The following is a 23,985-nucleotide window of genomic DNA, read 5'->3' as shown; positions in this document are numbered from 1 at the left end:
GCTTGATCTGACTCAGGCCGCGACGCCGAGCCCCAGCCTGTCGATCGCCAATTTCCTCGTCGACACATAGTCGGTCTTGCCGGAACCCAGCACCGGGATTTCCTCCACCTTGACGATGTCGTTCGGCACCATCAGTTCGGCTGCGCCCGCCTGTTTGCCGAATTTGCGCAGCTCGTCGGGATTGGCATCGTCGGCGGTAGTGACCAGCACGATGCGCTCGCCGCGTCTCTTGTCCGGCACCGCCACAGCCGCGTGGCGCTCCTCCGGCCACAGCGACTGCACCAGCATCTCGACCGCCCCCAGCGACACCATCTCGCCGGCGATCTTGGCGAAGCGCTTGGCGCGGCCGCGAATGGTGATGAAGCCCTCGCGGTCGACGGCGACGATGTCGCCGGTATCGTGCCAGCCGGTCAGCGGCTGCAACTCACCTGGGCGGTCCGACGTCATGTAGCCCATCATCAGGTTCGGTCCGTCGAGCCACAATTGGCCGGCGTCGGAGATGCCCTCGACCGGCTCCAGCTTCATGCGCATGGCCGGCAGCAGCCGCCCGACCGTGCCGTCGCGGCCATGGATTGCCGTGTTGACGGCAACCACCGGTGCCGCCTCTGTCAGTCCGAACCCTTCGATGATCTCGGCCTGGAAGCGTTCGCGATAGACGCGGCGGGTTTCCGGCTTCACCGCCTCGGCGCCGGCGACGACGAAGCGAAGGCTGGAAAAATCGCCGTCCTTGGCGGTGCGCGCGTAGTTGGCGAGGAACGTGTCGGTGCCGAACATGATGGTCGGTTTCACCTTGCGCGCAACCTCGGGGATGATCTTGTAGTGCAGCGGCGAGGGGTAGAGGAACAGCTTTACCCCGGTGACCAGCGGCAGGATGGTGCCGCCCGTCAGGCCGAAGGAGTGGAACACCGGCAGCACGTTGAGCAGGATGTCGGCCGGCGAGATGGTGATCCGCGCCTCGGCCTGCATGGCGTTAGCGTACAGGTTCTTGTGCGACAGCACGACCGCCTTCGGCGTGCCTTCCGAGCCCGAGGTAAACAGAATCACGGCCGGCTTCGCCGCATCCTGCCGCTGCAGCGGCCAGCGCCACAGCAGAGCGGCGGCAAGCTTGTCCAGCGCGGTAACGCTCTCCCGCACATCCTCCAGCCACAGCAGCTTGGCGCCGCCTTTTTCGACCGCCGCGACGATATCGGCCAGATCGGCCTTCTCGACGAAGGCGCGGGAGGAAATCACGGTCCTTATCACCGCCGTGCGCACGGCCGCGGTGACGCTCGCCGGTCCGGCCGTATAGTTGATCATCGCCGCCACCCGGCCGGCCGACAGAAGGCCGGTGAGCGACAGCACGACGCCGTTGGCATTGGGCAGCATCACGCCGACCGCCTCGCCCGGAGCCGTCACCGCCTCAAAGCGCCTGCCCAGGACGCGGGCGCCGATGAACAGCTTGCGGTAGCTCAGCGCCCCGGAGATCACGTCGTCGATGATGGTATGCGAAGCGCCGACGCGGTCGGCGGCATCGCGCATGGCCAGGAACAGGCCACGATCGAGGTTGGTGCCGAAGAGCCGCGCCTCGGCGACACGGTCGAACAGCGCGTTGGTGTTCGAGGCCTGATCGGGGTTCCGCGCCACCAGTTCGGCGATGGTCATCGGCTCCAGCACGCTGATCGACAGCTGCGGAAACCAGTGTCGTGGCGCCTTGTCCGCGGGTGTCAGCGACACCGGCAGGCCGCGCGCGCCGCCGACGAAGATCGGCACGATCTTGGCATCGGCCTGCATGGCGATGCGGGTGACGGCACGAAACAACCGAAACGTCTTGACGTCAGGCTCGACCGCATCCGGCAGATAGACGGCGAGCCGGCCCTTGCCCCTCAGCACCCGCACCAGCCGGCGGCTGACGAAGAGATGTTCGGCGTTGAAAGCGATGGTACGGCCAAGCTCGCGCCAAGGTTCAAGCCACGGCGAGCGCGCCGAGGCCTCGTCGAGTATGTGCAGTGTGTCTTCCGGCAGCAGCGACAGCATCAGCGCCGGTTCGAAGCGCGATTGATGCGAGATGACGTAGATGACTGGAGTCTGCGCCTTGCGGGCGATCCTGATACGGCTGTCGGCGATCCGGTAGGCGAGCTTGAACGGCACATAGAGCAGCGCCTGGGTAAAGCGCAGGCCGAGGCGGAATTTTTCCACCACGCCGATCAGCAGCCAGGCCAGAACAAGACCCGCAAGCAGCGCCAGTGTCAGGACCATGCCGCGTCTCTCCCAACATTCTTAGCATCTCGGCTCTTTTGCGGCCGCTTCGGCCAGAACCTAGACGATGTGGGAGCAAGGTCAATGCGGAGCTTTTGCTTCCCTTGGTGCGGGAAGCTGCTTGTCATGCCGCCTGCAGCCGTCCACTGATGAAACGAAATTCCTGCGTCTTGCCGCCATAGCCGTAAGCGGCTGCCGGCACTTCATGTACGAAGGCGTAGCTCTCCTCGTGCACGCCGCCCAGCAGACGGCCGAAGGCCGCGAAGATCGCCTTCAGATAGGCCTCCAGCTCAAGCTTGGTGTTGGTGCCGTCGACCACCTTGATATCAAGCCAGAACGTGCTGGTGCCGTGCTCGGCCAGCGACTTGCCGCCGGCGAACCAGTGCTGCGGATCGACATAGGACACGGCAACTGCCGTGATCGTCGGGTCCTTGCGCAGCTGCGTCGCGGTGATTTCGGTGGCCTCCTTTGCGATGCTGGCTGAAAGAGCCGCGTCGGGCTTGCCGGTGACGCTGATGTTGATGATGGGCATTTTTCTTCTCCTTGGCTTGAGCGGCGTCCGATTGCCGTTGAAACAGCCATGCCACCAACTTTAGATCAAAAAAATCGAATTGTTTTTAATTGAAGATTCGATAACATAGAAGTATGGAAACGCTCGATCCCGATCTCCTCCGAACCTTCCTCGCTTTCGTCGACAGCGGCTCACTGGCCCAGGCGGCTGCAAGCATCGGCCGTTCGCCCTCGGCGGTGACCACCCAGATGCAGCGGCTGGAGGAAATCCTCGGCGAGCCGCTGCTGGCGCCGCAAGGGCGAGGGCGCGGCTTGACCCCTGCAGGCGAAGACCTCGTCGGCCATGCCAGGCGAATCCTTGCCACCCATCGCGAGGCCTGGCTGGCGCTCAAGGGGGCGCGCGCTGCCGGACGCGTCGCCATCGGCACGACACAGGATTTCGCCGACAGCGGCCTGCCGGACCTGCTGCGTGCCTTCGCCGGCAGCCATCCACGCGTCAGGATCGAATTGCGGGTCGGCCGCTCCGCCGAACTGGCGCAGGCGCTGCAGTCTGGCGGCCTCGATCTGGCGATCGTTATGCGCCAGGCAGCGGCGTTGGACGAGGTCGGCGTGCTGCGCGAGCCGATGATATGGCTGTGTTCGCAAAAAGGGCTGGCTTCGCGGCAGGAGGAATTGCCGCTGGCGCTGCTCGATCCGTATTGCGGTTTTCGCGAGGCAGCACTTGCCGCACTCGATGCTGCCGGCCGCCGCTACCGCATCGCTGCCGGCAGCGCCAGTCTGGCCGGCCTGCGCACGGCGGTGAACGCCGGTGTCGCGCTGACGCTGCGAACGGCTCGCTTTGCCCATTCCGGCATTGTCGAGGCGCCGCGCGAGCTTGGCCTGCCGCAGGTTCCAATGGCTGAGTTCGCCATCCGGTTGCGCGCTGGCTCCGATGGTCCGGCGGGCGATCTGGCGGCTCTGCTCGGCGGCAACCTTGCCTTGTCGGGCTGAATGCCCAAAGAAAAAGCCGACCTTACGGTCGGCTTGGAGTAGGACGGGCCGAGGGGTTTGGGGGGACTTGGGGATGGCCCGTCGCACCCATAATGCCTGACCCGGATGATGGTTCCGTGACTGTGTCACTTTTTTAAGAAATATTTGACGCCACGCGTTGCGGGCCGGCCATGCGTTGCGAGCGGGCCCTCAGCCAATCCCGCCCCGCATGGGCGAACACCGCGCACAACACGATGATGCCGCCGATCATGCTGGCGGCTGGTGCAATCTCGCCCAGGAACAGGAAGGCAAACAGGATCGCGAACGGCACTTCGGCCGAGCCGAGCAGCCCGGATTCGGCCGGCGGGATGAGCCGCGCGCCCTCCGTCCACAGGATCGAGGATAACGCAAAGGACGCGCCGAACGTGGCGAGCAGAACGGCATCCCTTGGCGAAACCGCCAGCGGATCGGTGACGAACCAGCCGAGCAGGAACAGCAGGAACGCCGAAACCGCGCCGGCCCACACCACCGGCGTGTCGCGGAACGCGCGCACCATGATCATGTAGAGGCCGCTGCCGATAGTCATCAGCAGTGCCAGTCCGTCGCCGAACAGATTGCCACTGCCGAAGCCGGACCAGACCATGATCGCCACGCCGCACAGCGACACGGCGGCGGCGACCATCGTCTGCAACCGGAAGGGTTCGCGCGTCAGAACCCAAGCCAGCAGCGCGGTGACGAAAGGTGCTGTGGCATAGATGACCGCGACATTGGCGACGAAGGTGAACTTGAACGCCGAGATGAAGGCGATGCTGGCCAGAGCTCCCTCTACCGCCAGCAGCCAGCCGCGCCAGCCAAGCCGCAGCGTTTCGCGGTTACCGGAACGGTGACGCCGCCACAGCACATAGAAGCTGATCAGGATGGCGCCGACAAAGCCGCGCCAGCAGATGATGGTCAACGGGTCGGCATGGATCGACTTTGTCAGAACACCGGTCAGGCCGAAAACGGCAGCTGAGGACGACACCAGGATGATGCCGAGTGTGCGCTCTGCGGCGGTGTCGGTGGCGGCTGCAATGTCAGTCATGCAACCAGCCTACGCCGCTTGGTCCTGACATCGTAGTGTCAGCAATGATGGTGATCCACATCATAGGCGTTTGCGAAAATGCTCGGTGCCGACGATCAACAGGCCGGCGGCGACGATCAGCGCAGCGCCCAGGAACACCTCGCGGCGCGGCACGTCGCCCCAGATCGCAAAGCCGAGTGCGAATGCCCACAACAGCGAGGTGTATTCCAGCGGCGCGATGACCGAAGCCGGTGTGCGCTTCATGCCTTCGAACAGAAGATATTGTGCCAGGCCGCCGAGTGCGCCGACGCTGGCAAGCAGCAGCAACTGGGTCCAATCGGGTGTCTGCCACCAGAGCAATGCCGGCACCGCCGAAAACAGCAGGAAATAGAAATTGTTGAGCAGGAGCTGGATCATCGAGCGCTCGGCAAGGGCGGTCTTGCGCAAGAGCACGATGGCGATGCCCCACAAGAAGGCCGCCGCCAGCACCAGCAGCACCGGCACGGACAGGCCCAGATGGGTCGGATCGCAAGCGACGAACACGCCGGCAAAGCCGATCAGCACCGCCAGCCAGCGCAGCATCGGCACCTTTTCGCCGAGCAGGAACACTGAAAGCACTGTGACGATGATCGGGGCCGCATAATAGACGGTGGTCAGCTCGGCGAGCTGCAGGCTGCGCGCGGCGTTGTAGTAACACAGCCACGCAGCAAGCGTGAAGGCACTGCGCACCAGCATCGGCCGCACGATCGGCGAGCGCATCGTGTCGGCAAACAACTGTCGTCCGCCGATCGCCGCGCACGCGCCCAGAATGGCAATGCTGCGGAAGAACATGATCTGCCAGACGCTCATGCCGACGACCAACAGCTTGATCGAGGCATCCTGTGTCGAAAACAGCAAATAGGCCGCACCGGTCAGCAGGATGCCTGCAAGCACCCGCTCGCGTGTTTCGAGAATGGCGATATCGGCCATAAGGCGCGTGGGACCAAATTTCCGGAGCGGCAGAATGCTGTGAGGAGCGACACGAGGAGCTGTGAATTCAGTTCCCTCGGCACCAAGCTATAAGGGCGAAAATCGCTGCGGCGCTACGCCAGCCCGGTGGTTATGTTGGGGCAGGGGGCCATGCCGAGCTGCACTGTCGCCAAGCCTACTGCGTCGCCTGGTAAAGCTCCGAAGCGGCTTCTTTCAGCGCGCGTCGGCCGTCGGGCCTGAAATACATCATGTGCCCGCCCTCGACGACATCGAGACGGATAGGCTTGGCATCGGCGAGCGATGGGATCTGGTTCACCAGGTAGCGCGAGGCGAGGTAAGGCGTGACCAGGTCGGTGTAGCCGTTGACGATCACGACACCAAGCGAAGGGTTCAGTGAGCGTGCGCGCTGCAGATCGTCCATCACTCCGGCATAGCCTTGCCGCGAGGCGCTGGTCCCGTAATCCCATTTGTGGCTGATTTCGCCATTGAGCAGCCGATAGCTGACATCGGTGCGGAAATTCAATTCGTCACGGATGTAGCCGACGAAAGCCGACGTCAGCGCCGGCACGCTGCGGTCGAGCACCGGATCCGGGCCGGCGATGCGGGCGCTCTCAGGCGCGATATCGGCTGTGCCGATCGTGGCGTCATAGGGGCTGAGCACCTTGCCGCTGGCACGGGTGAACTCCCTTGCGAACAGGCCGGTGGGGATGCGAGCGGAGTTCCGTTGCACCAAATCGAGTGGCAGGCCGGTGATCTCAGCGACGCGCTGGCTCGCCAGCCGCCTGCCTTGCTCCAGTCCGCTGGTGATTGCCGTGAGGTAATCGCCCATCGCATAGTGTTCGACTTCGGCCAACTTCTCCCGCAATGCATCGCCGCTGACGCCTTCGGTGCGTAGCCGCACCGCCGCCAGGGAAGGCAGTTCGAGCGCCCAATGCAGCGGCTCGAATTCGTCGGGCTGCACCAGCGTGAACTCCAGCGCCGGCGAGATCAGCACGATGCCGCTCGGACTGATGCCGATATCTTCCTGCAATGTCCTGGCGAGCAGCGCCGCGCGGAACCCGCCATAGCTTTCGCCGGCGAGGAACAGCGGCGACCCGGTGCGGCCGTTCTGCGCGAGATAGAGCCGGATGAAGGCGCCAATCGAGCTGGCATCCTGGTTGACGCCCCAGAAATCGCGCGTGTCCTGCCCCGGTGCCTCGCGGCTGTAGCCGGTCCCCACCGGATCGACGAAGACGAGATCCGTCATGTCGAGCCAGCTGTCCGGATTGTCGATCAGTCTTTGCGGTGAGGGCAGGAGTTCGCCATCGGCTCCCGTCGCGATTATCCGTGGACCGAGTGCGCCGATATGCAGATAGGCGGACGCTGCTCCAGGGCCGCCATTGAACACGAAAGTGATCGGCCGCTGCGGGTCTTTGGCCACGCTCGCCGGCGGCTCCAGCGTGTAGGCGACATAGAAGATCTCCGCCGTGACGTCGCCGATGCCCGACAGCAGCGACAGGGTCGCTGCCTTTGCCTGGTAATCCAGCTTGCGCCCGGCCAGTGTGATCGAATGGTTGGTGGTCTGCGGCGGCGGCAGCAGGGACAGCACACCGCCCGCAGGTGCCGGCCGCTCCGCCGTTTCAGCCAGGACGGGCTGCGCCAGGACGGCGAGCATCGGCAGGATAAGACAGATCAGTTTCAGCTTGACCGGCATGATGGCTCCGCGACAACGACTCCCGCATAGGTATGGCCGAGAGGATCGAAGTCAAAGGAAATGGCTGTCTTGAACCTGCAACGGCTTGCGCTAATGTGAGCCGGAATGCAGTCGAACATCTCTCTCGATCGGTTTGGACACTGGAGCGGTGGTGTCGCCGCCGCGGCCATGGCTGCAACGCCCGAAGAATTGTCCGCTCGCTTCACAGCGGCGGCGAGCGGACTGCTTGGCTCCGACCGCGCCTATGTCGGCTTTTACCGTCGCGACATCACATCCCTGACCATCGACGATGCCGGCCCCGATCGCTGGAACCGCGACTACGATGCACGACTGTATCGCCAGGATCCCTTCTTCCAGAGGTTCGCCAGCACAAGACAGGATTTCCTGTTGCCGCTGTCGGCACTCCGCAATGGCGACTTCCAGCGTACCCCCTACTATCGCGAATTCTTCGGCCCTTCCGACAGTTTCGACGAGATCACCGGCGTGTTCAATCTCGACGGGCTGACCGCTGGCTATGTCACCTTCCTGCGGCGAAACGGGGCACCAGCCTTTGGCGATCAGGATCTGGAGATGGCTTGCGCGGCAAGCAGCGCGACAAGGCTCATTCTGCAAAGATTGCTTCATCTGTGCCGCTCCCGGGACAAGGGCGCCGCAATCGGTGACGGACGCTCGCGGCTGAGCAGGCGCGAGGCCGAGGTTGCGCGGCATCTGGTCGAGGGTGGCAACGCCAAGACGATTTCGCGAAGCCTCGCCGTCTCGCCCGGCACCGTCCGCAACCACATCAAGCAGATCTACCGCAAGCTCGGCGTGCACTCCCAGGTCGAGCTGCTGGCGGCCTTCCGCGAAGCCGCTTGAGCCTGACGGCTTCCGCCAGCTCTATTGCCCCGTCACGATGCGCGTCCACATGCGGTTTTGTGATCGCAGCAGCTTTGGGTCGTTGTTGTCGACCACGAACAGCTTGGCCTTCACGGCATCAGGCGGAAAGACGCCGGGATCGCTGGCTATCGCCTTGTCCATCAGCGGCAGGGATTCCGGTATCGCATTGGCATAGGAGACATAGCTGGAATTGGCCGCGGCGATATCGGGCCGCAGATTGAAGTTGATCCAGGCCTGGGCGTTGTCGGGATGCGGCGCATCTTTCGGCACCACCATCGTATCGAAGTTGATGAGCGTGCCTTCTCTGGGGATGGAATAGGCGATCTCCAGCTTCTTCACGGATTCCGCCGCACGGGTTCTTGCCTGAAGTATGTCGCCCGACCAGCCCAACACCACGCAGATGTCGCCGTTGGCGAGGTCGTTGATGTATTTCGACGAATGGAAATAGCGGATGTAGGGCCGCACCTTGCCCATCAGGTCCTCGACCTTGGCGAGGTCGTCGGGACTGGTCGATTTGGGGTCGATGTGAAGATAGTTCATCGCCATCGGGATGACTTCAGCCGGCGCATCGATCATGGCCACGCCGCAATCGGAGAGCTTCTTGACCACGTCCACGTCGAAGACCATGGCGAAGGAATCCGTCGGCGCGTCCGGCAGCCTCTGCTTCACCGCGGCGACGTTGTAGCCAATGCCGTCGGTGACAGCCATATAGGGCACGGCATGAAGGTTCTGCGGGTCGGCGCCTGCGATCAGCGCCAGGGCCTGCGGATCGATCTTCGAATGGTTGGCAAGCTTCGATTTGTCGAGTTCCAGGAACGCCCCCGCCTTCACCTGGTTCTTCAGGAACGGATAGGCTGAGGGGTAGACCACGTCATATCCCGAGCCGCCGGTGAGCAGCTTGGTTTCAAGTACTTCGTTGCCGTCATAGACATCGTAGCGAACCTTGATGCCCGTTTCCTTCTCGAATTTCTCGGCGGTGTCCGGCGCGATGTAGTCGGACCAGTTGTAGACGTTGACGATCTTTTCCTCGTCAGCCGAAGCCGCATTTGCGCAGACGCCGCAGGCAAGCAGGGTTGAGAAGATCAGAGCGCGCATAAATGTCCTCCGTTTTCGCTATCTGTTTTCGGCATGCGTCGTCCCTCAGCGTCGCTGCGGGGCATAGACCGGCAAGGTGATGCAGGCGACATTGCCGCCACCCAGCAGGATCTCGCGTGAGTTTTCGATGCCGACTATCTTGTGGTCGGGAAACAGCTCGGCCAGCGTCTGCTTGGCCTTCACATCGAGATCGCAGCCGAACTGCGGTACCACCACGACGCTGTTGCCCGGATAGTAGTTGATGTAGCTCGCCGCGATCCGGTTTCCGGCCGGTCGCGCCCAGGTCGAATCCAGCCGGTCCACGCTCTCGCTTTCTTCCGGCGTCATCTCGATCGGCAGGGGATGCGGCAGCCGGTGGATCTCCAGTGCGCGGCCACGCGCATCACGGGCCGAACGCAGCACCTCTTCGGCTTCTCGCACAATCTCGTATTGCGGGTCCTCCCGATTGTCGGTCCAGCTCAGCACGACCACGCCGGGACGCACGAAGCAGCAGATGTCATCGACATGGCCGTCGGTTTCGTCGAAGGCAAGGCCACGCGGCAGCCAGATGACGGTGTCGACGCCGAGATAGTCACCAAGCTGGCGTTCCACCTCGGCCTTGCCGAGATGAGCGTTGCGATTTCGGTTGAGCAGGCATTGCTCCGTCGTGATGAGGGTGCCCTGGCCGTCGCATTGCAACCCGCCGCCCTCGGCGATCAGCGGTGCGCGGTAGCGATCCATGTTCTCGATTTCGAGCACTTTTTGCGCTGCCAGATCATCGAGGTCCCATGGCGCGTAGAGGCCGCCGTCAAAACCGCCATAGGCGTTGAAGATCCAATCGACGCCACGCACGCCGCCTTGATCGTTGACGACGAAATTGGGACCGCTGTCGCGCAGCCAAGAATCGTTGGTGGACATCTCCACGACACGCACATGGCCGGGCAATCGCGCTCGGGCATTCTGCCACTGGCGAGCGGAGGCCGCCACCGTCACTGGCTCGCTTTGCGCGATCGCCGCGGCGACATCCACGAACAGCTTTTGCGCGGGCTTGGCGCCGAGGCGCCAGGTGTCCGGCCGCTCCGGCCAGATCAGCCAGCAGCCTGACTTTGGTTCGAATTCGCCGGGCGCGCGAAACCCATCCTGTTTCGGCCTTGTCGAGAGGGTACGGGGCATCTTGGGACCGCCGGGAAATGGAGTGATGACTTGCCCGGATCAGACGTTTTTGGGACCTTGTCCGTCAATGTCCCATTTGGGATATCGGTGTTGACCGCTGTCTCCTGTTGCGGAACGGCATTGCCTTGCCACGGTGATCGGCGCAAATCTCGACCGGACGGCGTATGCCGGTGACGCAAGCAGTCGACGAAAGGGGAAAAGCGGATGGATGCGACCGAACTGAAGGCCATGCAGGCGCCGCTGAAGCAGGCCTACCGTGACGATGCTTCGCAGGCTCTGATCACGCTTCGCGCCAAGGGCTCGATCGATGACCAGTCGGTTGCCTGCAAGGTGGAGACGGGCAGGGCGCTCGCCATCGCCGGCTTGCATCCGGCAACAGGCGGCTCAGGGCTTGAACTCTGCTCGGGCGACATGCTGCTGGAGGCGTTGGTCGCCTGCGCCGGGGTGACGCTCAAGGCGGTGGCGACGGCGCTCGAGTTCAAGCTCGGCGCCGCCACGGTGGAGGCCGAAGGCGATCTCGATTTTCGCGGCACGCTCGGTGTCGCCAAGGATGCACCGGTCGGCTTTCGCGCCATCCGGCTCAATTTCAACCTCGACACCGCTGAGCCGCAGGAGCGGGTAGACTCGCTGCTGAAGCTGACCGAGCGTTATTGCGTGGTGTTCCAGACCATCAGCCAGAAGCCGGAGCTGACGGTGAGCGCACGCCGCTGATGCTTACTGCGCCGACGGTTCTTCGGCGTCGCCCTCGTCAGTGAAGGGCGAGGCGCTCGGCACGCATTGCACCGACCAGCCGGCCGGTGTCGGCTGCTTCTGATATTCGGTGATGGCGGCGGTGCACTGTTCGCGTTTGTCGAAGGTGCTGGGCAGCACGACCATGCCGCCTTGCGGGCCGGCGATTACCAGATACCAGACCAACGCTGCTGCGGTCGTAGCCATGGGGATTTCCTTGTTCTGCCAGTTGGGCGCTGTTGTGGGAGTCGCTGTGACCCTACCAACTCCATGGAAATGACGAAAGCCTGACCGCCGCACAGCTTCCCGCCGTCACATCACAGCCGCGTGATGTGACGGGGGTTTCCAGCCCGATTTCGAAGCGCAATCGGCTCAGTTGGTGGCAAAACAATAGAACAAGCCATCGCCCCCGGTGCCCTTGAGCGCCTCCTGGCTGCAGCCGCCGCGCGAGGCGTGCGAGGAATTCCAGGATTTGGCCGCTGCCGAATCGTCGAGACCGGCGCGGTCATGATGGCCCATCATCGCGGCGCCTTCCGCCCCGCTCATCGTCCAGTTGCCGCAGGTCTGGTCGGCGATCTTGGTGCCGTCGGGCTTGGAGCCGGTCAGCACGTCGTGGCGGTTGGGCGTGTCGCCGCGGCCGTTGACCGCTTCGCCTTTCTCGTTGAGCGCTGTCTGTTTGGTGATGCCGTTGGCATCGCTGTGCAACGAGGCGACATCGTCGGCGATCTTGACGCCCTTGGCGTTCACCCACGGCCCCTTGCCGATGCGGTCACGGGCGTCGGTGTCGCTGGTCGACAGATAGGCGGCCCAACTTTTGCCGGTGACGCCGGCGGCTTCCGCCAACGACGCGCAATGCGCGTCGGCGCCCTTGAGGCCGCCGAGGTCGGCACCCTTGCCGGAACCGACACTGGTGACGAAGAAGCTCATCTTGGCATCTTGCGAGTAAGCGGCGCCCGCGGCTGCGATCAGGGTGGCGGCGGTGGCGAGAAGCAGTTTACGCATGTCGGTCCTCCGGTTGGTCTTCGACGGGTTACATCAGAAGAAACGTTGCCGGAGGCCTGTTTAATCCCTACGCATGTCGCCTAAAAGTATGCAGCGGTTCTTGGGAAACCGACATGCGGCAAAAAGGCTCTAGTTTTATTCCGGCTGGCGATAGGCGACGAACCGATTGTGCTTGGCTTGGAAGATCAATCCGGTCTCTTTCAGGTCCGGGCTGGCCAGCGGCACGATGCGTTTGGCGATCTCGGAGGGATGCGGCAACGTCTCGGGATCTTCGCCCGGCACTGCCTGGGCACGCATGGCGGTGCGGGTGGCGCCAGGGTCGGCGGCATTGACCCGGAGCGGCAGGCTCTGCGTTTCATGCGCCCAGGAGCGCATCATCGTCTCCACCGCGGCCTTGGAAGCCGCGTAGGGTGCCCAGAAGGCGCGCGCCGAGTGCGCTGCGTTGGAGGACAGGATGATCGCTCGTCCAGCATCGGAGAGCCGCAGCAGGGGGTCGACGGAGCGGATCAGCCGCCAGGTCGAGGTGACGTTGATGGTCATCACCTTCTCGAAGGTTTTTGCTTCGACATGACCGATCGGCGAGATGACGCCGAGCACGCCGGCATTGGCGACGAGAATGTCGAGCTTGCCCCAGCGTTCGTGGATGGCGCCGCCCAGGCGGTCGATACCGGCCATGTCGGCGAGGTCGAGCGGCACCAGTGTCGCCTGGCCGCCGGCCGCCTTGATCTGGTCGTCGAGCTCTTCCAGTCCTCCGACAGTGCGCGCCACCGCAATGACATGCGCGCCGGCGGCAGCCAATTCCTTGGCAATGAAATAGCCGATACCGCGCGAGGCGCCGGTGACGACCGCAACGCGGTCGGAAAGGTCGAGGGTCATGCGATGGATTCCGGGAATTTGACTAACGCTGATGGCGGTCCGGCCTACGTCCCGCTCGTCGCCAGCAGCGACAGCGTGCGCACATTGTCGTGGCCTTCGAAGTCGAGCAGGCGGGTTGGATACTGGCCGGTGAAGCAGGCATCGCAGAATTGCGGCTGGTCGTTATCGCGGCTGGCCTCGCCGACCGCGCGGTAGAGCCCGTCAATGGTGAGGAAGCCGAGCGAATCGACGCGAATGAACTCGGCCATCTCCTCGATCGACATGCGCGATGCCAGGAGCTTCGATTTCTCCGGCGTGTCGACACCGTAGAAACAGGAGGCGCGTGTCGGCGGTGAGGCGATGCGCATATGCACCTCCTTGGCGCCGGCGTCGCGCACCATCTGCACGATCTTCTGGCTGGTGGTGCCGCGCACGATGCTGTCGTCGACCAGCACCACGCGCTTGCCCTCGATCATGCGGCGGTTGGCATTGTGCTTCAGTTTGACGCCCATGTGGCGGATCGAATCGCCCGGCTGAATGAAGGTGCGGCCGACATAATGATTGCGGATGATGCCGAGTTCGAAGGGAATGCCTGCAGCCTGGCTGAAGCCGATCGCCGCCGGCGTGCCCGAATCCGGCACCGGCACGACGATGTCCGCCTCGACCGGGCTTTCAACCGCCAGCTCGGCGCCGATGCGCTTGCGCACCTCATAGACGTTACGGCCTTCCACCGAGGAATCCGGCCGCGCGAAATAGACATATTCGAAGATGCAGAAGCGGGTCTTCTGCGGCTCGAAGGGGAACAGGCTCTCGATGCCCTTGGAGGTGACGACGACCATCTCGCCGGGCTTCAGGTCGCGAACGAAACGCGCGCCGATGATGTCGAGCGCGCAGGTTTCGGAGGCCAGGATCCAGGCGCCGTCGAGATCGCCGAGCACCAGCGGCCGGATGCCGAGCGGATCGCGGCAACCGATCATCTTCTTGGCCGTCATCGCCACCAGCGAGAAAGCGCCCTCGACCTGCCGCACCGCATCGATGAAACGCGAGTTGAGGTCGCGCTCTTTGCTGGTGGCGACGAGGTGCAAAAGCGTCTCGGTATCGGAGGTGGAGGAGAAGATCGCGCCTTGCTTCTGCAGCGCGCGCTGCACGGTCATGGCGTTGGTCAGATTGCCGTTGTGGGCGACGGCGAAGCCGCCATCGGCCAATTCGGCGAAAAAGGGCTGGATGTTGCGCATGCCGGCGCCGCCAGTCGTGGCGTAGCGGGTATGGCCGATGGCGCGGTTGCCTTGCAGGCTGTCGATGACGCGCTGCTTGGTGAAGGTGTCGCCGATCAGGCCGACATGGCGTTCGACATGGAACTGGCTGCCGTCGTAAGAAACGATGCCTGCCGCTTCCTGGCCACGATGCTGCAGCGCATGCAGGCCCAATGTGACGATGGCCGCGGCGTCCTGCCGGCCGAAAATGCCGAACACACCGCATTCGTCGTGGAAATGGTCGTCGGCCTCGGCGGAAAGCACGTCGTCTGCGTCTGCCATCTTAAGCTCCGCTAAAATCGCCATATAATGCGGGTTCGCGCCGAAAGCAACGCGGGCCGTGCGGTCGTTCACACCATCGTCAGATCCTGACGCCGTTTTCGGCGTCAGTTGGCCGGTGCCGCCGGTGCCGGAGCGTTGTTGGCCGGTGGTGTTGCGTCATTGTCGTCAGGCGCCGGCGTGTTGGCATCGTCGCCGCCCGCCGGAGCATCCGCCGCCGGTGCGTCCGGAGCAGCTGGCGTCTCGGCGGCCGGCTGATTCGGATTGAGCTTCTTGAGAATCGCGTTTTCCGGATCCTCGGGCAGCAGGCTTTCGAGCTTGGCGCCGATCTGTTCCAGCAGCGGCCGCGACTTGGCCTCCGTGACCCAGGCCGGTGCCTTGGCGCCAGCCAGCCAGTTGAAGAACAGCAGTGCCACGGCGACGACCAGGATGCCGCGCGCGGCGCCGTAGAGGAAACCCAGCGTACGGTCGAGCGCGCCGATCCGCGAATCGATGATCCAGTCGGCGAGCTTCATGGTGATGACCGATACGACGATCAGCGCGACGATGAAGACGACGCCGGCGGCGGCCGCCATGGCGATCTTTTCATTCTCGATGTAGGGCGCGAGGTAAGGCACAACCGGCTTGTAGAAGAAGAACGCCGCCGCTGCCGCCGCTGCCCAGGAGACGACGGACAGGACTTCACGCGAAAAGCCGCGAACCATGGCGAGCATCGCCGAGACCAGAGTGAAGCCGACGAGAATTCCGTCAAGCAGCGTAATCGGCATGTCTTTCGCCCCACTCCATGAGCCGCATTATAGCGCGGAACATCGGGCTCTGGGTCCGATGCTCTAATCTTCTTCGTCCACGCGGCTTCGGCGTGAGCCGGCTATGCGTGCCACGAGGTCGGCAAGCTCGGTCGGCTGGAAAGAACCGGCCCCGATCCCCCCTGCCAGTTCCCCGCTGCCCGAGGGCAGAACCGCACTTCCAAAACCCAGCTTTTCGGCTTCCTTGAGGCGCTGTTGCGCATGCGCAACCGGCCTCACGGCGCCCGAAAGGCTGATTTCGCCGAAATAGACGCAATCGGCGGGAAGGGCAAGACCGGTGAGCGAGGAAACCAGGGCGGCCGCCACTGCCAGATCGGCCGCGGGCTCCGAAATCCGGTAGCCTCCGGCGACGTTGAGATAGACATCGTGGCTGCCGAAGCGCACCCCGCAATGGGCTTCGAGAACTGCCAGGATCATAGACAGCCGGGCGCCGTCCCAGCCGACGACGGCGCGGCGCGGCGTGCCGAGCGAGGAGGGTGCGACCAGTGCCTGGATCTCGACCAGCACCGGCCTTGTCCCCTCCATGCCGGCGAAAACCGCGGCCCCGGGCGATTTTGCATGGCGCTCGCCAAGGAAAAGCTCGGACGGATTGGCAACCTCGCGCAGGCCCTTGTCCGACATTTCGAAGACGCCGATCTCGTCGGTCGGTCCAAAACGGTTCTTCACCGTACGCAGGATGCGGTAGTGGTGGCCGCCTTCGCCTTCGAAGTAGAGCACGGCGTCGACCATATGCTCGACGACGCGCGGCCCGGCGATCTGGCCTTCCTTGGTGACATGGCCGACCAGCACGATCGCAGCACCCGTGGATTTCGCATAGCGGATCATCGCTTGGGCGGCGGCGCGCACCTGTGTGACGGTGCCCGGTGCCGAATCGGCAAGGTCGGTCCATAGCGTCTGGATCGAATCCAGGATGACGAGATCAGGCCGCTTGCCGTCGGCGATCGTCGCCAGGATGTCCTCGACATTGGTCTCGGCGGCAAGTTCCACCGGAGAAGAGGCGACGCCAAGTCGCTGCGCCCGCAGCCTGATCTGCGCGACCGCCTCTTCGCCCGAGACATAGACGATGCGGTGGCCCTTTGACGCCAGTGCCGCGGCCGCCTGGGTAAGCAGCGTCGACTTCCCGATGCCGGGATCGCCACCGACCAGCAGCGCCGAACCGCGCACGAAACCACCGCCGGTGGCGCGGTCGAGTTCGCCAATGCCCGAAATGATGCGTGGCGCGTCCTCGATATCGCCGGACAGCGTGGTCAGCACCACCGCGCGGCCTTTGCGGGCGTTGCGCGTGTTGGCTGGTCCTGAGCCGATGCCGCCGGAGGTGCCTTCCTCGACCAGCGTGTTCCACTCGCCGCAGGCATCGCATTTGCCGGCCCAGCGCTGATGCACCGATCCGCAACTCTGGCAGATGAATTGGACGCGCGACTTTGCCATCAGCGGGATGCTGCTTGAAAATGGTCTGGGCGAGGTTGGCTGGGGTAGGTCAAAAAGCTACTCGAACCTTTCCGGCAGATGATGCTCCTCGGCGAGGTCGGAGAAGCGGGTGAACTCGCCCTGGAAGGCAAGGCTGACGGTGCCGGTCGGTCCGTGGCGCTGCTTGGCGATGATCACTTCGGCCTTGCCCTGGACTTCGACCATCTTTGTCTCCCAGGCGAGATGCTCGGGCGTGCCTTTCTCCGGCTCCTTGTTCTTGATGTAATATTCCTCGCGGTAAACGAACAGCACCACGTCGGCGTCCTGCTCGATCGAACCCGATTCGCGCAGGTCGGACAGCTGGGGATGTTTGTCGTCGCGGCTTTCGACCTGACGCGAGAGCTGTGAGAGGGCGATGATTGGCACGCCGAGCTCCTTGCCGAGTGCCTTCAATCCGGTAGTGATCTCGGTGATTTCCTGGACGCGGTTCTGCGACGCCTTGGCGGATGAACCCTGCATCAGCTGGATATAGTCGATGACCATCAGGTCAAGCCCGCGCTGACGCTTGAGGCGGCGGGCGCGCGCCGCAAGCTGGGCAATGGAAATACCGCCCGTCTGGTCGATATAGAGCGGCCGTTTATGGTTCTCCTGCGTGTAGGCAACGAGCTTGCCGAAATCGGCCTCCGTCAGATCGCCGCGCCGGATTTTCGACGATGGGATCTCGGTCTGCTCGGAGATGATGCGGGTGGCCAGCTGCTCCGACGACATTTCGAGCGAGAAGAAACCGACGACGCCGCCATTGGCCGCCTTGACCGAACCGTCGGCCTGCTGGGCAGGCTCATAGGCGGCAGCGATGTTGTAGGCGATGTTGGTGGCCAGCGACGTCTTGCCCATGCCTGGGCGGCCGGCGATGATGATCAAATCCGACGGCTGCAGCCCGCCCATACGATGATCGAGATCGCGCAGGCCGGTGGCAATGCCGGACAGGTGGCCATCGCGCATATAGGCCGCGCTGGCCATGTCGACGGCATTCTTCAACGCATCGGAAAAGCTCTCGAAACCGCCATCGTAGCGGCCGTTTTCGGCCAGCTCGAACAGCCGCCGCTCGGCATCCTCGATCTGTTCGCCGGGCGCCATGTCGACCGGCGCGTCATAGGCGATGTTGACCATGTCCTCGCCGACCGTGATCAGCGCGCGGCGCGTCGCAAGATCGTAGATGGCACGGCCATAGTCGGTGGCGTTGACGACGGTCACAGCCTCGACCGCCAGCCGCACGACATATTGCGCCATCGTCATGTCGCCGACCTTCTCGTCGGCGGGCAGGAAGGTTTTCAGCGTGATCGGCGTCGCGACCTTGCCCATACGGATGAACTCGGACGCCACCTCGAAGATCTTGCGGTGCAGCGGCTCGTAGAAATGGCTGGCCTTGAGGAAGTCCGAGACGCGATAGAAGGCGTCGTTGTTGACGAGGATGGCGCCGAGCAGCGCTTGCTCGGCCTCGATGTTGTTGGGCGCTTCACGATAAAGCGGTGTTTCCGCCACGCCGAATTTTCGCGCTGCTTCTGCCATGATATCCCCGATTTCGATCCCGGCCTTTCGATATCAGAACGTGACAAGTCCATGCTGACTTATCTGCACCAGTGCCTGTCCAATCAGCTTTGATACCCGCGATTCACAGCCGAGTTTTTTCGGTGGAAAGAATCACAATTGACTCGAATCGAAAGAACGATTGTAGCGCATCTATAGGGAGAACAAAACGAGAAAACAAGAATGGTGCCCTGTGCAGCCATCCCGCTCAAAGCTGACCGAGTCGCCCCTCGATGAACCGGCGTTCCGCCGGTTGCCGGGTCAACTCGATCGCCAGCCGGTAGGAGGTCCTTGCCGCTTCGGTCAAGCCAAGCCTGCGCTGCATGTCTGCTCGCGCCGCGTGCGCCAGATGGTAGCCGTCCAGCCCGCCTTGTGCCATGCCCGCCTCGATTTCCGCCAGTCCGGCCTGCGGGCCGTCGCGCATGCCTATGGCCGCGGCGCGGTTGAGTGCCACGACCGGTGAGGGGTCGACGCGGCCGAGCACATCGTAAAGCGCGACGATCTGTACCCAGTCGGTCTCCGCCGTGCCTGCCGCCTCGGCGTGGACGGAAGCAATGGCCGCCTGCAGGATATACGGTCCGATGCGGCGCGAGGCGATCGCCCGACCGATCAGGCCGTCGGCCTCGGCGATCAGCGAACGGTCCCACAGCGTGCGGTCCTGATCCTCCAGCAGGACAAGGTCGCCGCTCGCATTGACCCGCGTCGCGCGCCGCGCCTCGTGCAGCAGCATCAGGGCAAGCAGCCCTTGCGCCTCCGGCTGGTCGAGCAGTTCGACCATCAGCCGGCCGAGCCGGATCGCCTCGGCGCACAGATCGGCCCGCGTCAGGTTCGGCCCCTCGGTTGCCGCGTAACCCTCGTTGAAGATCAGGTAGATCACCTGCAGCGCACTCTCGAGACGCGCCGGCAGGTCGTCGCGGTCGGGCACCTCGTAAGGGATCGCCTCGTCCCGGATCTTCGCCTTGGCCCGCACGATGCGTTGCGCAATGGTCGGTGCAGGCGTCAGATAGGCGCGGGCGATCTCTTCGGTGGTCAAACCACCCACTTCGCGCAGGGTCAGGGCGATGCGTGCATCCGGCGCCAGCGCCGGATGGCAGCAGATGAAGATGAGCCGCAATTCATCGTCCTGGATGTCTTCCGGCATGGCTGGTTCCGGCGTCGGCTCGGCCAAAGCCGTGAGCTCGGGAAGGGCCCCGGCCAGCCGCGCTTCCCGGCGCCAGCGGTCGATGGTCTTGAAGCGGCCGGCCGAGACCAGCCAGGAATAGGGGTTGGCCGGCACACCCTGGCGCGGCCATTGCTCGGCGGCAGCAGTGAAGGCCTCATGCAAGGCCTCCTCCGCCGCGTCGAAACCGCCGAGCAGGCGGATCAAGGTCGCCAGCACGCGCCGCGCCTCGGTGCGGTAGGCCGCCTCCAGGGCATCGCGGGGGCTGGTGGTGCTCACAGGACCGGCGGCGGCTGGCTGAAGTCGACGACCGGGCGAACTTCGACAAAGCCGATCGTTGCCAGTGGATGGCCGCTCGCCACTCGCACCGCCTCGTTGAGATCGCGGGCCTCGATGACGATGATGCCGCCCAGGATCTCCTTGGTCTCCATGAACGGGCCGTCGACGGTCGACATCTTGCCGTCGCGGACCTGCACGGTCATTGCCTCCTCGGGCAGCACCAGGGCCTCGGCGGTTACGAAGTGGCCGCTGGCTTTGAGCACCTCGTCATATCCGGAGCACTCGGCCAGCACGGCATTGGCCTCCGGGCTGCCGCCGAACAATGTTTTGGGGTGGTAATAGATGAGACAGGCGTAACGCATGGTGGGTTTCCTTTTCCAGGATTGTCGAAAACTAGGGTTCTTGGGATCAGGCGTCGAGGATCGGCGCAAAGCCGCCATGGACCCGGCGCTGGGTCGTAGGGCATGGTGTCGGCATACATGCGCGGATCGGCAATCACCTTTTTCCAGGCGTCATCGCGCACCTGCTTCGACGGCCATTCGACCCAGGCATAGACGACGACCTCGTCGCCCGTCGCTTTCACGGCGCCACGGTAGTCGGTGACCTCGCCGTCGGGAACATCGTCGCCCCACGCTTCGACAACGCGGGTTGCGCCGTGTTCCTTGATCACCGCGGCCTGCTTCGTCGCTACGGCAAGGTAGGCCTGCTTGTTGGCGGCCGGCACCGGCACCAGCGAGCCATCGATATAGCCCGTCTTGCCGGTCGTGTTCAGGTCGATGAAGGGCGTGAAGCCACCGATGATCATGCGCTTGCCGTCAAAGGGCATGGACGCGCCGATCTCCGCCATGCGCGGGTCGCTCATCATCGTCTGATAGGCCGCGTCCGCCGCCGCCTTGTCCGCGTATTCGTGCCATGAAAAGGTGATGACTTCATCCGGCTTTGCCTTCACGGCTCCCTTGAAGTCGGTGATCTTGCCGCCGGGCACGTCGTCGCCCCATCCTTCGACCATGCGGGTGGTGCCGAACTCCTTCAGCACCGATGCCACCTCGGCGACATGCCTGCGGTAAGCTTCCTTGTTGGCGGCGGGCACCGCGGCGACAAATCCTGCGATATAGCTCATTGCGTTTCTCCTATTGGCTAATGCCGTTTGACACTCTTGGCGTCTCGAAAGGTCCGAGAACGCCAATGGTCGAACGGCACGGCCTGGATTCGACATCGCTTCGAAATTTTTCTTCGAGGCGGTCGCAAACGCTGCTGCTGTCTATTCGGAAGCCAGCCTGTCGCCCCAGTCCAGCCGCCGGGCCAGCTTGAAGTCGGCGCCGTCGCGCTTGGTGAACAAGCGCTCGGCGGCGGTGCCGTCGTCCCGGCAAAGTTTGAGCAGAACCTTGCCGGAACCGGATTTCGGCGGCGCAAGAACCCGCGCCTGGTGCGATGTGAGTCCGTCGCGAGAAGCCGCGACATAGATGAATTTCTCATCTTCCCACGGCACGTCGGCGTCCTTGGCCAGCCGGTGCAGGCGCGAGCGGGCGACGCGGCGGGAAAAGTGGCACCAGTCGGGCGCGGTGAGCGGGCAGGGCGCCTGATGCGGGCAAGGCGCGAGCACATGCGCGCCCGCCTCGATCAACTGCCGGCGCACGGCAAGGATGCGCTGCCAGCCGGCGGGGGTGCCCGGCTCGACCACAAGCAGCGTGTCGGCGGTGAGTTGCCAGAGGCGGTCGATGAGCTTCGGCAGTGATGCGGGAGCGATTTCGTCGAGCACATAGGCGCACGTGACCAGATCGGCCGGCTCGATGTCGGCAAGGTCGATGGTGGCATCACCGGCCAGCCATCTGGTCTGGGCGGCAATTGTGTCGCCGGCAAGCGTCTCGCCGACCTTGCGCACCGCGGCACTGGCTTCGAACAACACTGCCTGTTCGAGATCGGGCCACTGGTCGGTCGTGGCCCAAAGCACCGTGCCAGGGCCGGCGCCGACATCGAGCAGGCTCCTGGGTTGAAAGCCGGGCTTTGCGTCGCTCAGCGCGTCGAGGCTGGCGCGGATCGCGGCATAGGTCGCCGGCAGCCGCGTCGCCAAATAGGCTTTCACGGCCAGATCCTCGGCCATGTGCAAACGGCCGTCGCGCAACTCGGCACGGTAACGGTCGGACAGCGTTTTTGCCGCTTGCTTGATTACCGCCAGCGGAACGTTTTCGAGCAGGCGCTCGACACCTTGGCGAAGGGAGGCCGGCAACTCCATCTCACGCGCCCCGCGGAACGAGAAGGATCACCGAAGCGCCGGCAATGCAGAGCGCGGCACCGGCAAGATCCCAGCGGTCGGGGCGAACGCCCTCCACCAGCCACAGCCAGCCAAGCGAGGCCGCGATGTAGATGCCGCCATAGGCGGCGTAGGCGCGACCGGCGGCTGACATGTCCACCAGCGCCAGCAGGAAGCCGAACAGGGCAAGCGAGGCGAGGCCGGGAAGAAGCCACAGCGGCGACTTATCCAGCCGCCACCAGGCCCAGAACGAAAAGCAGCCGGCGATCTCGGCCAGAGCGGCGGCGGCATAGAGGACGTAGGTCATGAAAAAAAGGTCCCGCGACAGTCACGGGACCTTTTTCAGTGCAGGCGCCGGCAATGGCAAGCGGCAATGCTATTCCTGGTCGGCAACCTTGCGGCGGCGAGCCGGCTTGGCGGCCGGGCTCTTTTTGACGGGAGCCGTTTCACGATGCCCCATGTCGCGCATCTCAAGCGCTTTTTCGCATTTGGCCATGTAGTCGCGTGTCATCGGCAGCGTGTCGTTCTTCTTGGCGATCTGGATCTGGAAGATCACCAGGTCCTGCCAGCGGAAGGCGGCTTCCGAGGCCGCCAGGTAGAATTCCCACATGCGGCAGAAACGCTCGTCATAGATCGCCTTGGCCTTGTCGCGATTGGCGGCGAAGCGCACGCCCCAGTGCTTCAGCGTATCGGCATAGTGGAGCCGCAGGATCTCGACGTCGGTGACGACCAGGCCCGACTTTTCGATCGCCGGCATGACTTCCGAGAGCGAAGGGATATAGCCGCCCGGGAAGATGTATTTGCGGATGAAGGCGCTGGTCGCCCACGGCACGCCGGAACGACCGATCGTGTGCAACAGCATCACGCCATCGGGCTTGAGCAGCGTCGCGCTCTTGTCGAAGAAGGTGCGGTAGTGGTTGACGCCGACATGCTCGAACATGCCGACCGAGACGATGCGGTCGAAACGCTCGTTGAGTTCGCGGTAGTCCTTCAGCTCGAAATGCACACGGCTTTCCAGCCCTTGCGCGTGCGCCCGGTCGGTGGCTACGCCATGCTGCTCGGTCGACAGCGTCACGCCCTGCACGTCGACCTCGAACGCCTTGGCGAGGTAGAGGCCAAGCCCGCCCCAGCCGGAGCCGATGTCGAGCACGGTCTGGCCGGCCTTCAGCCGGAGCTTGGCGGCGATGTGGCGTTTCTTGGCGGCCTGCGCTTCGTCGAGCGTCATGTCCGGCTGCTCGAAATAGGCGCAGGAATATTGCATGTCCTCGTCGAGGAAGAGCCGGTAGAGGTCGCCCGACAAATCGTAGTGTCGCTGCACGTTGCGCCGCGAGCGCGAGGCGGTGTTGATCTGCTGCAGCCGGCGGAAGGCGTGGCGCAAGCCTTCGATGGCCTTCGACCAGGTGGCGTCGATGCCGCCGCTGCCCATGTTCTGGAAGGCGATGCGCATCACGCCCAGCACGCCGCCCTCGAGAATGTCGAGTTCGCCGTCCATGTAGGCTTCAGGCACCGCCAACATCGGATCGAAGGTGATGGCGCGCTCGGCATGCGCGGTCTTGATGTGCATGTGCACCGGTTCGCCGCTGCCGTCGCCGAAAACCACAGTCGAGCCCTTGGGACCGGTCACCTTGAGATTGCCGGTACGCACCAGGCGGTCGAGAACGCGCTTCAACAGGATATTCATGACCAAATGTCCCCTCTCGGCCAGACAGGCTGCCTTGGCGCGTGACCGCGAAAATCGGTTCCGATTTCGCCGAAGATCTTGCGCCGAACCAAAGTTGCACAGCGTTGCTTTGCGCGGCCAAAGGACGCGCGACGCCAT

Annotated in this window: 23 protein-coding genes; 3 read left to right on the top strand and 20 right to left on the bottom strand. The window is 64.0% G+C overall.

The window, feature by feature from the left end; genetic code table 11:
- Positions 1-12: 12 nt before the first annotated feature.
- Positions 13-2,235, bottom strand: coding sequence for an AMP-binding protein (locus tag AC0L2U_RS03420; RefSeq protein ID WP_128364109.1), 2,223 nt, complete (start codon positions 2,233-2,235; stop codon positions 13-15).
- Between the two features lie 124 nt (positions 2,236-2,359).
- Positions 2,360-2,767 (bottom strand): tautomerase family protein, encoded by a 408-nt coding sequence (locus tag AC0L2U_RS03415; protein ID WP_127398975.1) that lies wholly within the window; start codon positions 2,765-2,767, stop codon positions 2,360-2,362.
- Positions 2,768-2,880: 113 nt separating this feature from the next.
- Here AC0L2U_RS03415 and AC0L2U_RS03410 point away from each other — a divergent pair, with 113 nt between their 5' ends.
- Positions 2,881-3,735, top strand: coding sequence for a LysR substrate-binding domain-containing protein (locus tag AC0L2U_RS03410; protein ID WP_127810866.1), 855 nt, complete (start codon positions 2,881-2,883; stop codon positions 3,733-3,735).
- 133 nt (positions 3,736-3,868) lie between these two features.
- On the opposite strand, the gene AC0L2U_RS03405 is transcribed toward AC0L2U_RS03410, so the two are convergent.
- The 3 genes from AC0L2U_RS03405 to AC0L2U_RS03395 form a co-directional block, all read right to left on the bottom strand.
- Positions 3,869-4,795 carry a DMT family transporter gene (locus AC0L2U_RS03405; protein WP_127810865.1) on the bottom strand — a complete coding sequence of 309 codons (927 nt, stop codon included), beginning with the start codon at positions 4,793-4,795 and terminating at the stop codon, positions 3,869-3,871.
- A gap of 60 nt (positions 4,796-4,855) precedes the next feature.
- Positions 4,856-5,743, bottom strand: coding sequence for a DMT family transporter (locus tag AC0L2U_RS03400; RefSeq protein WP_127399117.1), 888 nt, complete (start codon positions 5,741-5,743; stop codon positions 4,856-4,858).
- Positions 5,744-5,918: 175 nt separating this feature from the next.
- On the bottom strand, positions 5,919-7,436 hold the full coding sequence (locus tag AC0L2U_RS03395; RefSeq protein ID WP_292683001.1) for a S10 family peptidase: 1,518 nt from the start codon (positions 7,434-7,436) through the stop codon (positions 5,919-5,921).
- A gap of 105 nt (positions 7,437-7,541) precedes the next feature.
- Between AC0L2U_RS03395 and AC0L2U_RS03390 the strand changes: the two genes are divergently transcribed.
- Entirely contained in the window at positions 7,542-8,291 is a 750-nt protein-coding gene (locus AC0L2U_RS03390; RefSeq protein ID WP_127321132.1) for a helix-turn-helix transcriptional regulator, read from the top strand.
- Between the two features lie 21 nt (positions 8,292-8,312).
- Here the strand turns inward: AC0L2U_RS03390 and AC0L2U_RS03385 are convergent, their stop codons facing one another.
- Both AC0L2U_RS03385 and aguA read right to left on the bottom strand, forming a co-directional pair.
- Positions 8,313-9,407, bottom strand: a complete 1,095-nt coding sequence (locus AC0L2U_RS03385; protein ID WP_127398467.1) for a polyamine ABC transporter substrate-binding protein — start codon at positions 9,405-9,407, stop codon at positions 8,313-8,315.
- 45 nt (positions 9,408-9,452) lie between these two features.
- A complete protein-coding gene (gene aguA / locus AC0L2U_RS03380; RefSeq protein ID WP_127810862.1) occupies positions 9,453-10,559 on the bottom strand; it encodes an agmatine deiminase in 1,107 nt (368 codons plus the stop codon).
- 204 nt (positions 10,560-10,763) lie between these two features.
- Here aguA and AC0L2U_RS03375 point away from each other — a divergent pair, with 204 nt between their 5' ends.
- Entirely contained in the window at positions 10,764-11,270 is a 507-nt protein-coding gene (locus tag AC0L2U_RS03375; protein WP_127269953.1) for an OsmC family protein, read from the top strand.
- Between the two features lie 3 nt (positions 11,271-11,273).
- Here AC0L2U_RS03375 and AC0L2U_RS03370 read toward each other — a convergent pair whose 3' ends face one another.
- The 13 genes from AC0L2U_RS03370 to AC0L2U_RS03310 form a co-directional block, all read right to left on the bottom strand.
- Complete coding sequence (locus tag AC0L2U_RS03370; RefSeq protein WP_013532531.1) at positions 11,274-11,495, bottom strand: hypothetical protein; 222 nt, start codon at positions 11,493-11,495, stop codon at positions 11,274-11,276.
- 165 nt (positions 11,496-11,660) lie between these two features.
- Complete coding sequence (locus tag AC0L2U_RS03365) at positions 11,661-12,290, bottom strand: hypothetical protein (protein WP_127267854.1); 630 nt, start codon at positions 12,288-12,290, stop codon at positions 11,661-11,663.
- A 135-nt stretch (positions 12,291-12,425) separates the two neighbouring features.
- Entirely contained in the window at positions 12,426-13,166 is a 741-nt protein-coding gene (locus tag AC0L2U_RS03360) for an SDR family NAD(P)-dependent oxidoreductase (protein ID WP_127397307.1), read from the bottom strand.
- Between the two features lie 44 nt (positions 13,167-13,210).
- On the bottom strand, positions 13,211-14,680 hold the full coding sequence (gene purF / locus AC0L2U_RS03355; protein WP_013532528.1) for an amidophosphoribosyltransferase: 1,470 nt from the start codon (positions 14,678-14,680) through the stop codon (positions 13,211-13,213).
- 104 nt (positions 14,681-14,784) lie between these two features.
- Positions 14,785-15,444, bottom strand: coding sequence for a CvpA family protein (locus AC0L2U_RS03350; protein WP_127267853.1), 660 nt, complete (start codon positions 15,442-15,444; stop codon positions 14,785-14,787).
- 63 nt (positions 15,445-15,507) lie between these two features.
- A complete protein-coding gene (gene radA / locus AC0L2U_RS03345; protein ID WP_013532526.1) occupies positions 15,508-16,911 on the bottom strand; it encodes a DNA repair protein RadA in 1,404 nt (467 codons plus the stop codon).
- Between the two features lie 57 nt (positions 16,912-16,968).
- On the bottom strand, positions 16,969-18,459 hold the full coding sequence (locus AC0L2U_RS03340) for a replicative DNA helicase (protein ID WP_126068580.1): 1,491 nt from the start codon (positions 18,457-18,459) through the stop codon (positions 16,969-16,971).
- Positions 18,460-18,685: 226 nt separating this feature from the next.
- Entirely contained in the window at positions 18,686-19,915 is a 1,230-nt protein-coding gene (locus AC0L2U_RS03335) for an RNA polymerase sigma factor (protein ID WP_473601389.1), read from the bottom strand.
- The gene (locus AC0L2U_RS03330; protein ID WP_473601521.1) at positions 19,912-20,238 is read right to left on the bottom strand and encodes a YciI family protein; all 327 of its coding nucleotides are present in this window, start codon (positions 20,236-20,238) and stop codon (positions 19,912-19,914) included. The genes AC0L2U_RS03335 and AC0L2U_RS03330 overlap by 4 nt, the downstream gene beginning before the upstream one ends.
- The gene (locus AC0L2U_RS03325) at positions 20,151-21,035 is read right to left on the bottom strand and encodes a DUF1428 domain-containing protein (protein ID WP_473601388.1); all 885 of its coding nucleotides are present in this window, start codon (positions 21,033-21,035) and stop codon (positions 20,151-20,153) included. Before AC0L2U_RS03325 ends, AC0L2U_RS03330 begins: the two co-directional genes overlap by 88 nt.
- A gap of 141 nt (positions 21,036-21,176) precedes the next feature.
- On the bottom strand, positions 21,177-22,148 hold the full coding sequence (locus tag AC0L2U_RS03320; protein ID WP_292336783.1) for a small ribosomal subunit Rsm22 family protein: 972 nt from the start codon (positions 22,146-22,148) through the stop codon (positions 21,177-21,179).
- A gap of 1 nt (position 22,149) precedes the next feature.
- A complete protein-coding gene (locus AC0L2U_RS03315) occupies positions 22,150-22,473 on the bottom strand; it encodes a YnfA family protein (protein WP_127322260.1) in 324 nt (107 codons plus the stop codon).
- 69 nt (positions 22,474-22,542) lie between these two features.
- Entirely contained in the window at positions 22,543-23,847 is a 1,305-nt protein-coding gene (locus tag AC0L2U_RS03310; protein WP_473601387.1) for a class I SAM-dependent methyltransferase, read from the bottom strand.
- Between the last annotated feature and the right edge of the window lie 138 nt (positions 23,848-23,985).

It is taken from the genome of Mesorhizobium sp. WSM4808 (assembly GCF_055811675.1).
The sequence above is the reverse complement of the archived record's forward strand: the minus strand, read 5'-3'. Positions and strand labels throughout refer to the sequence as shown.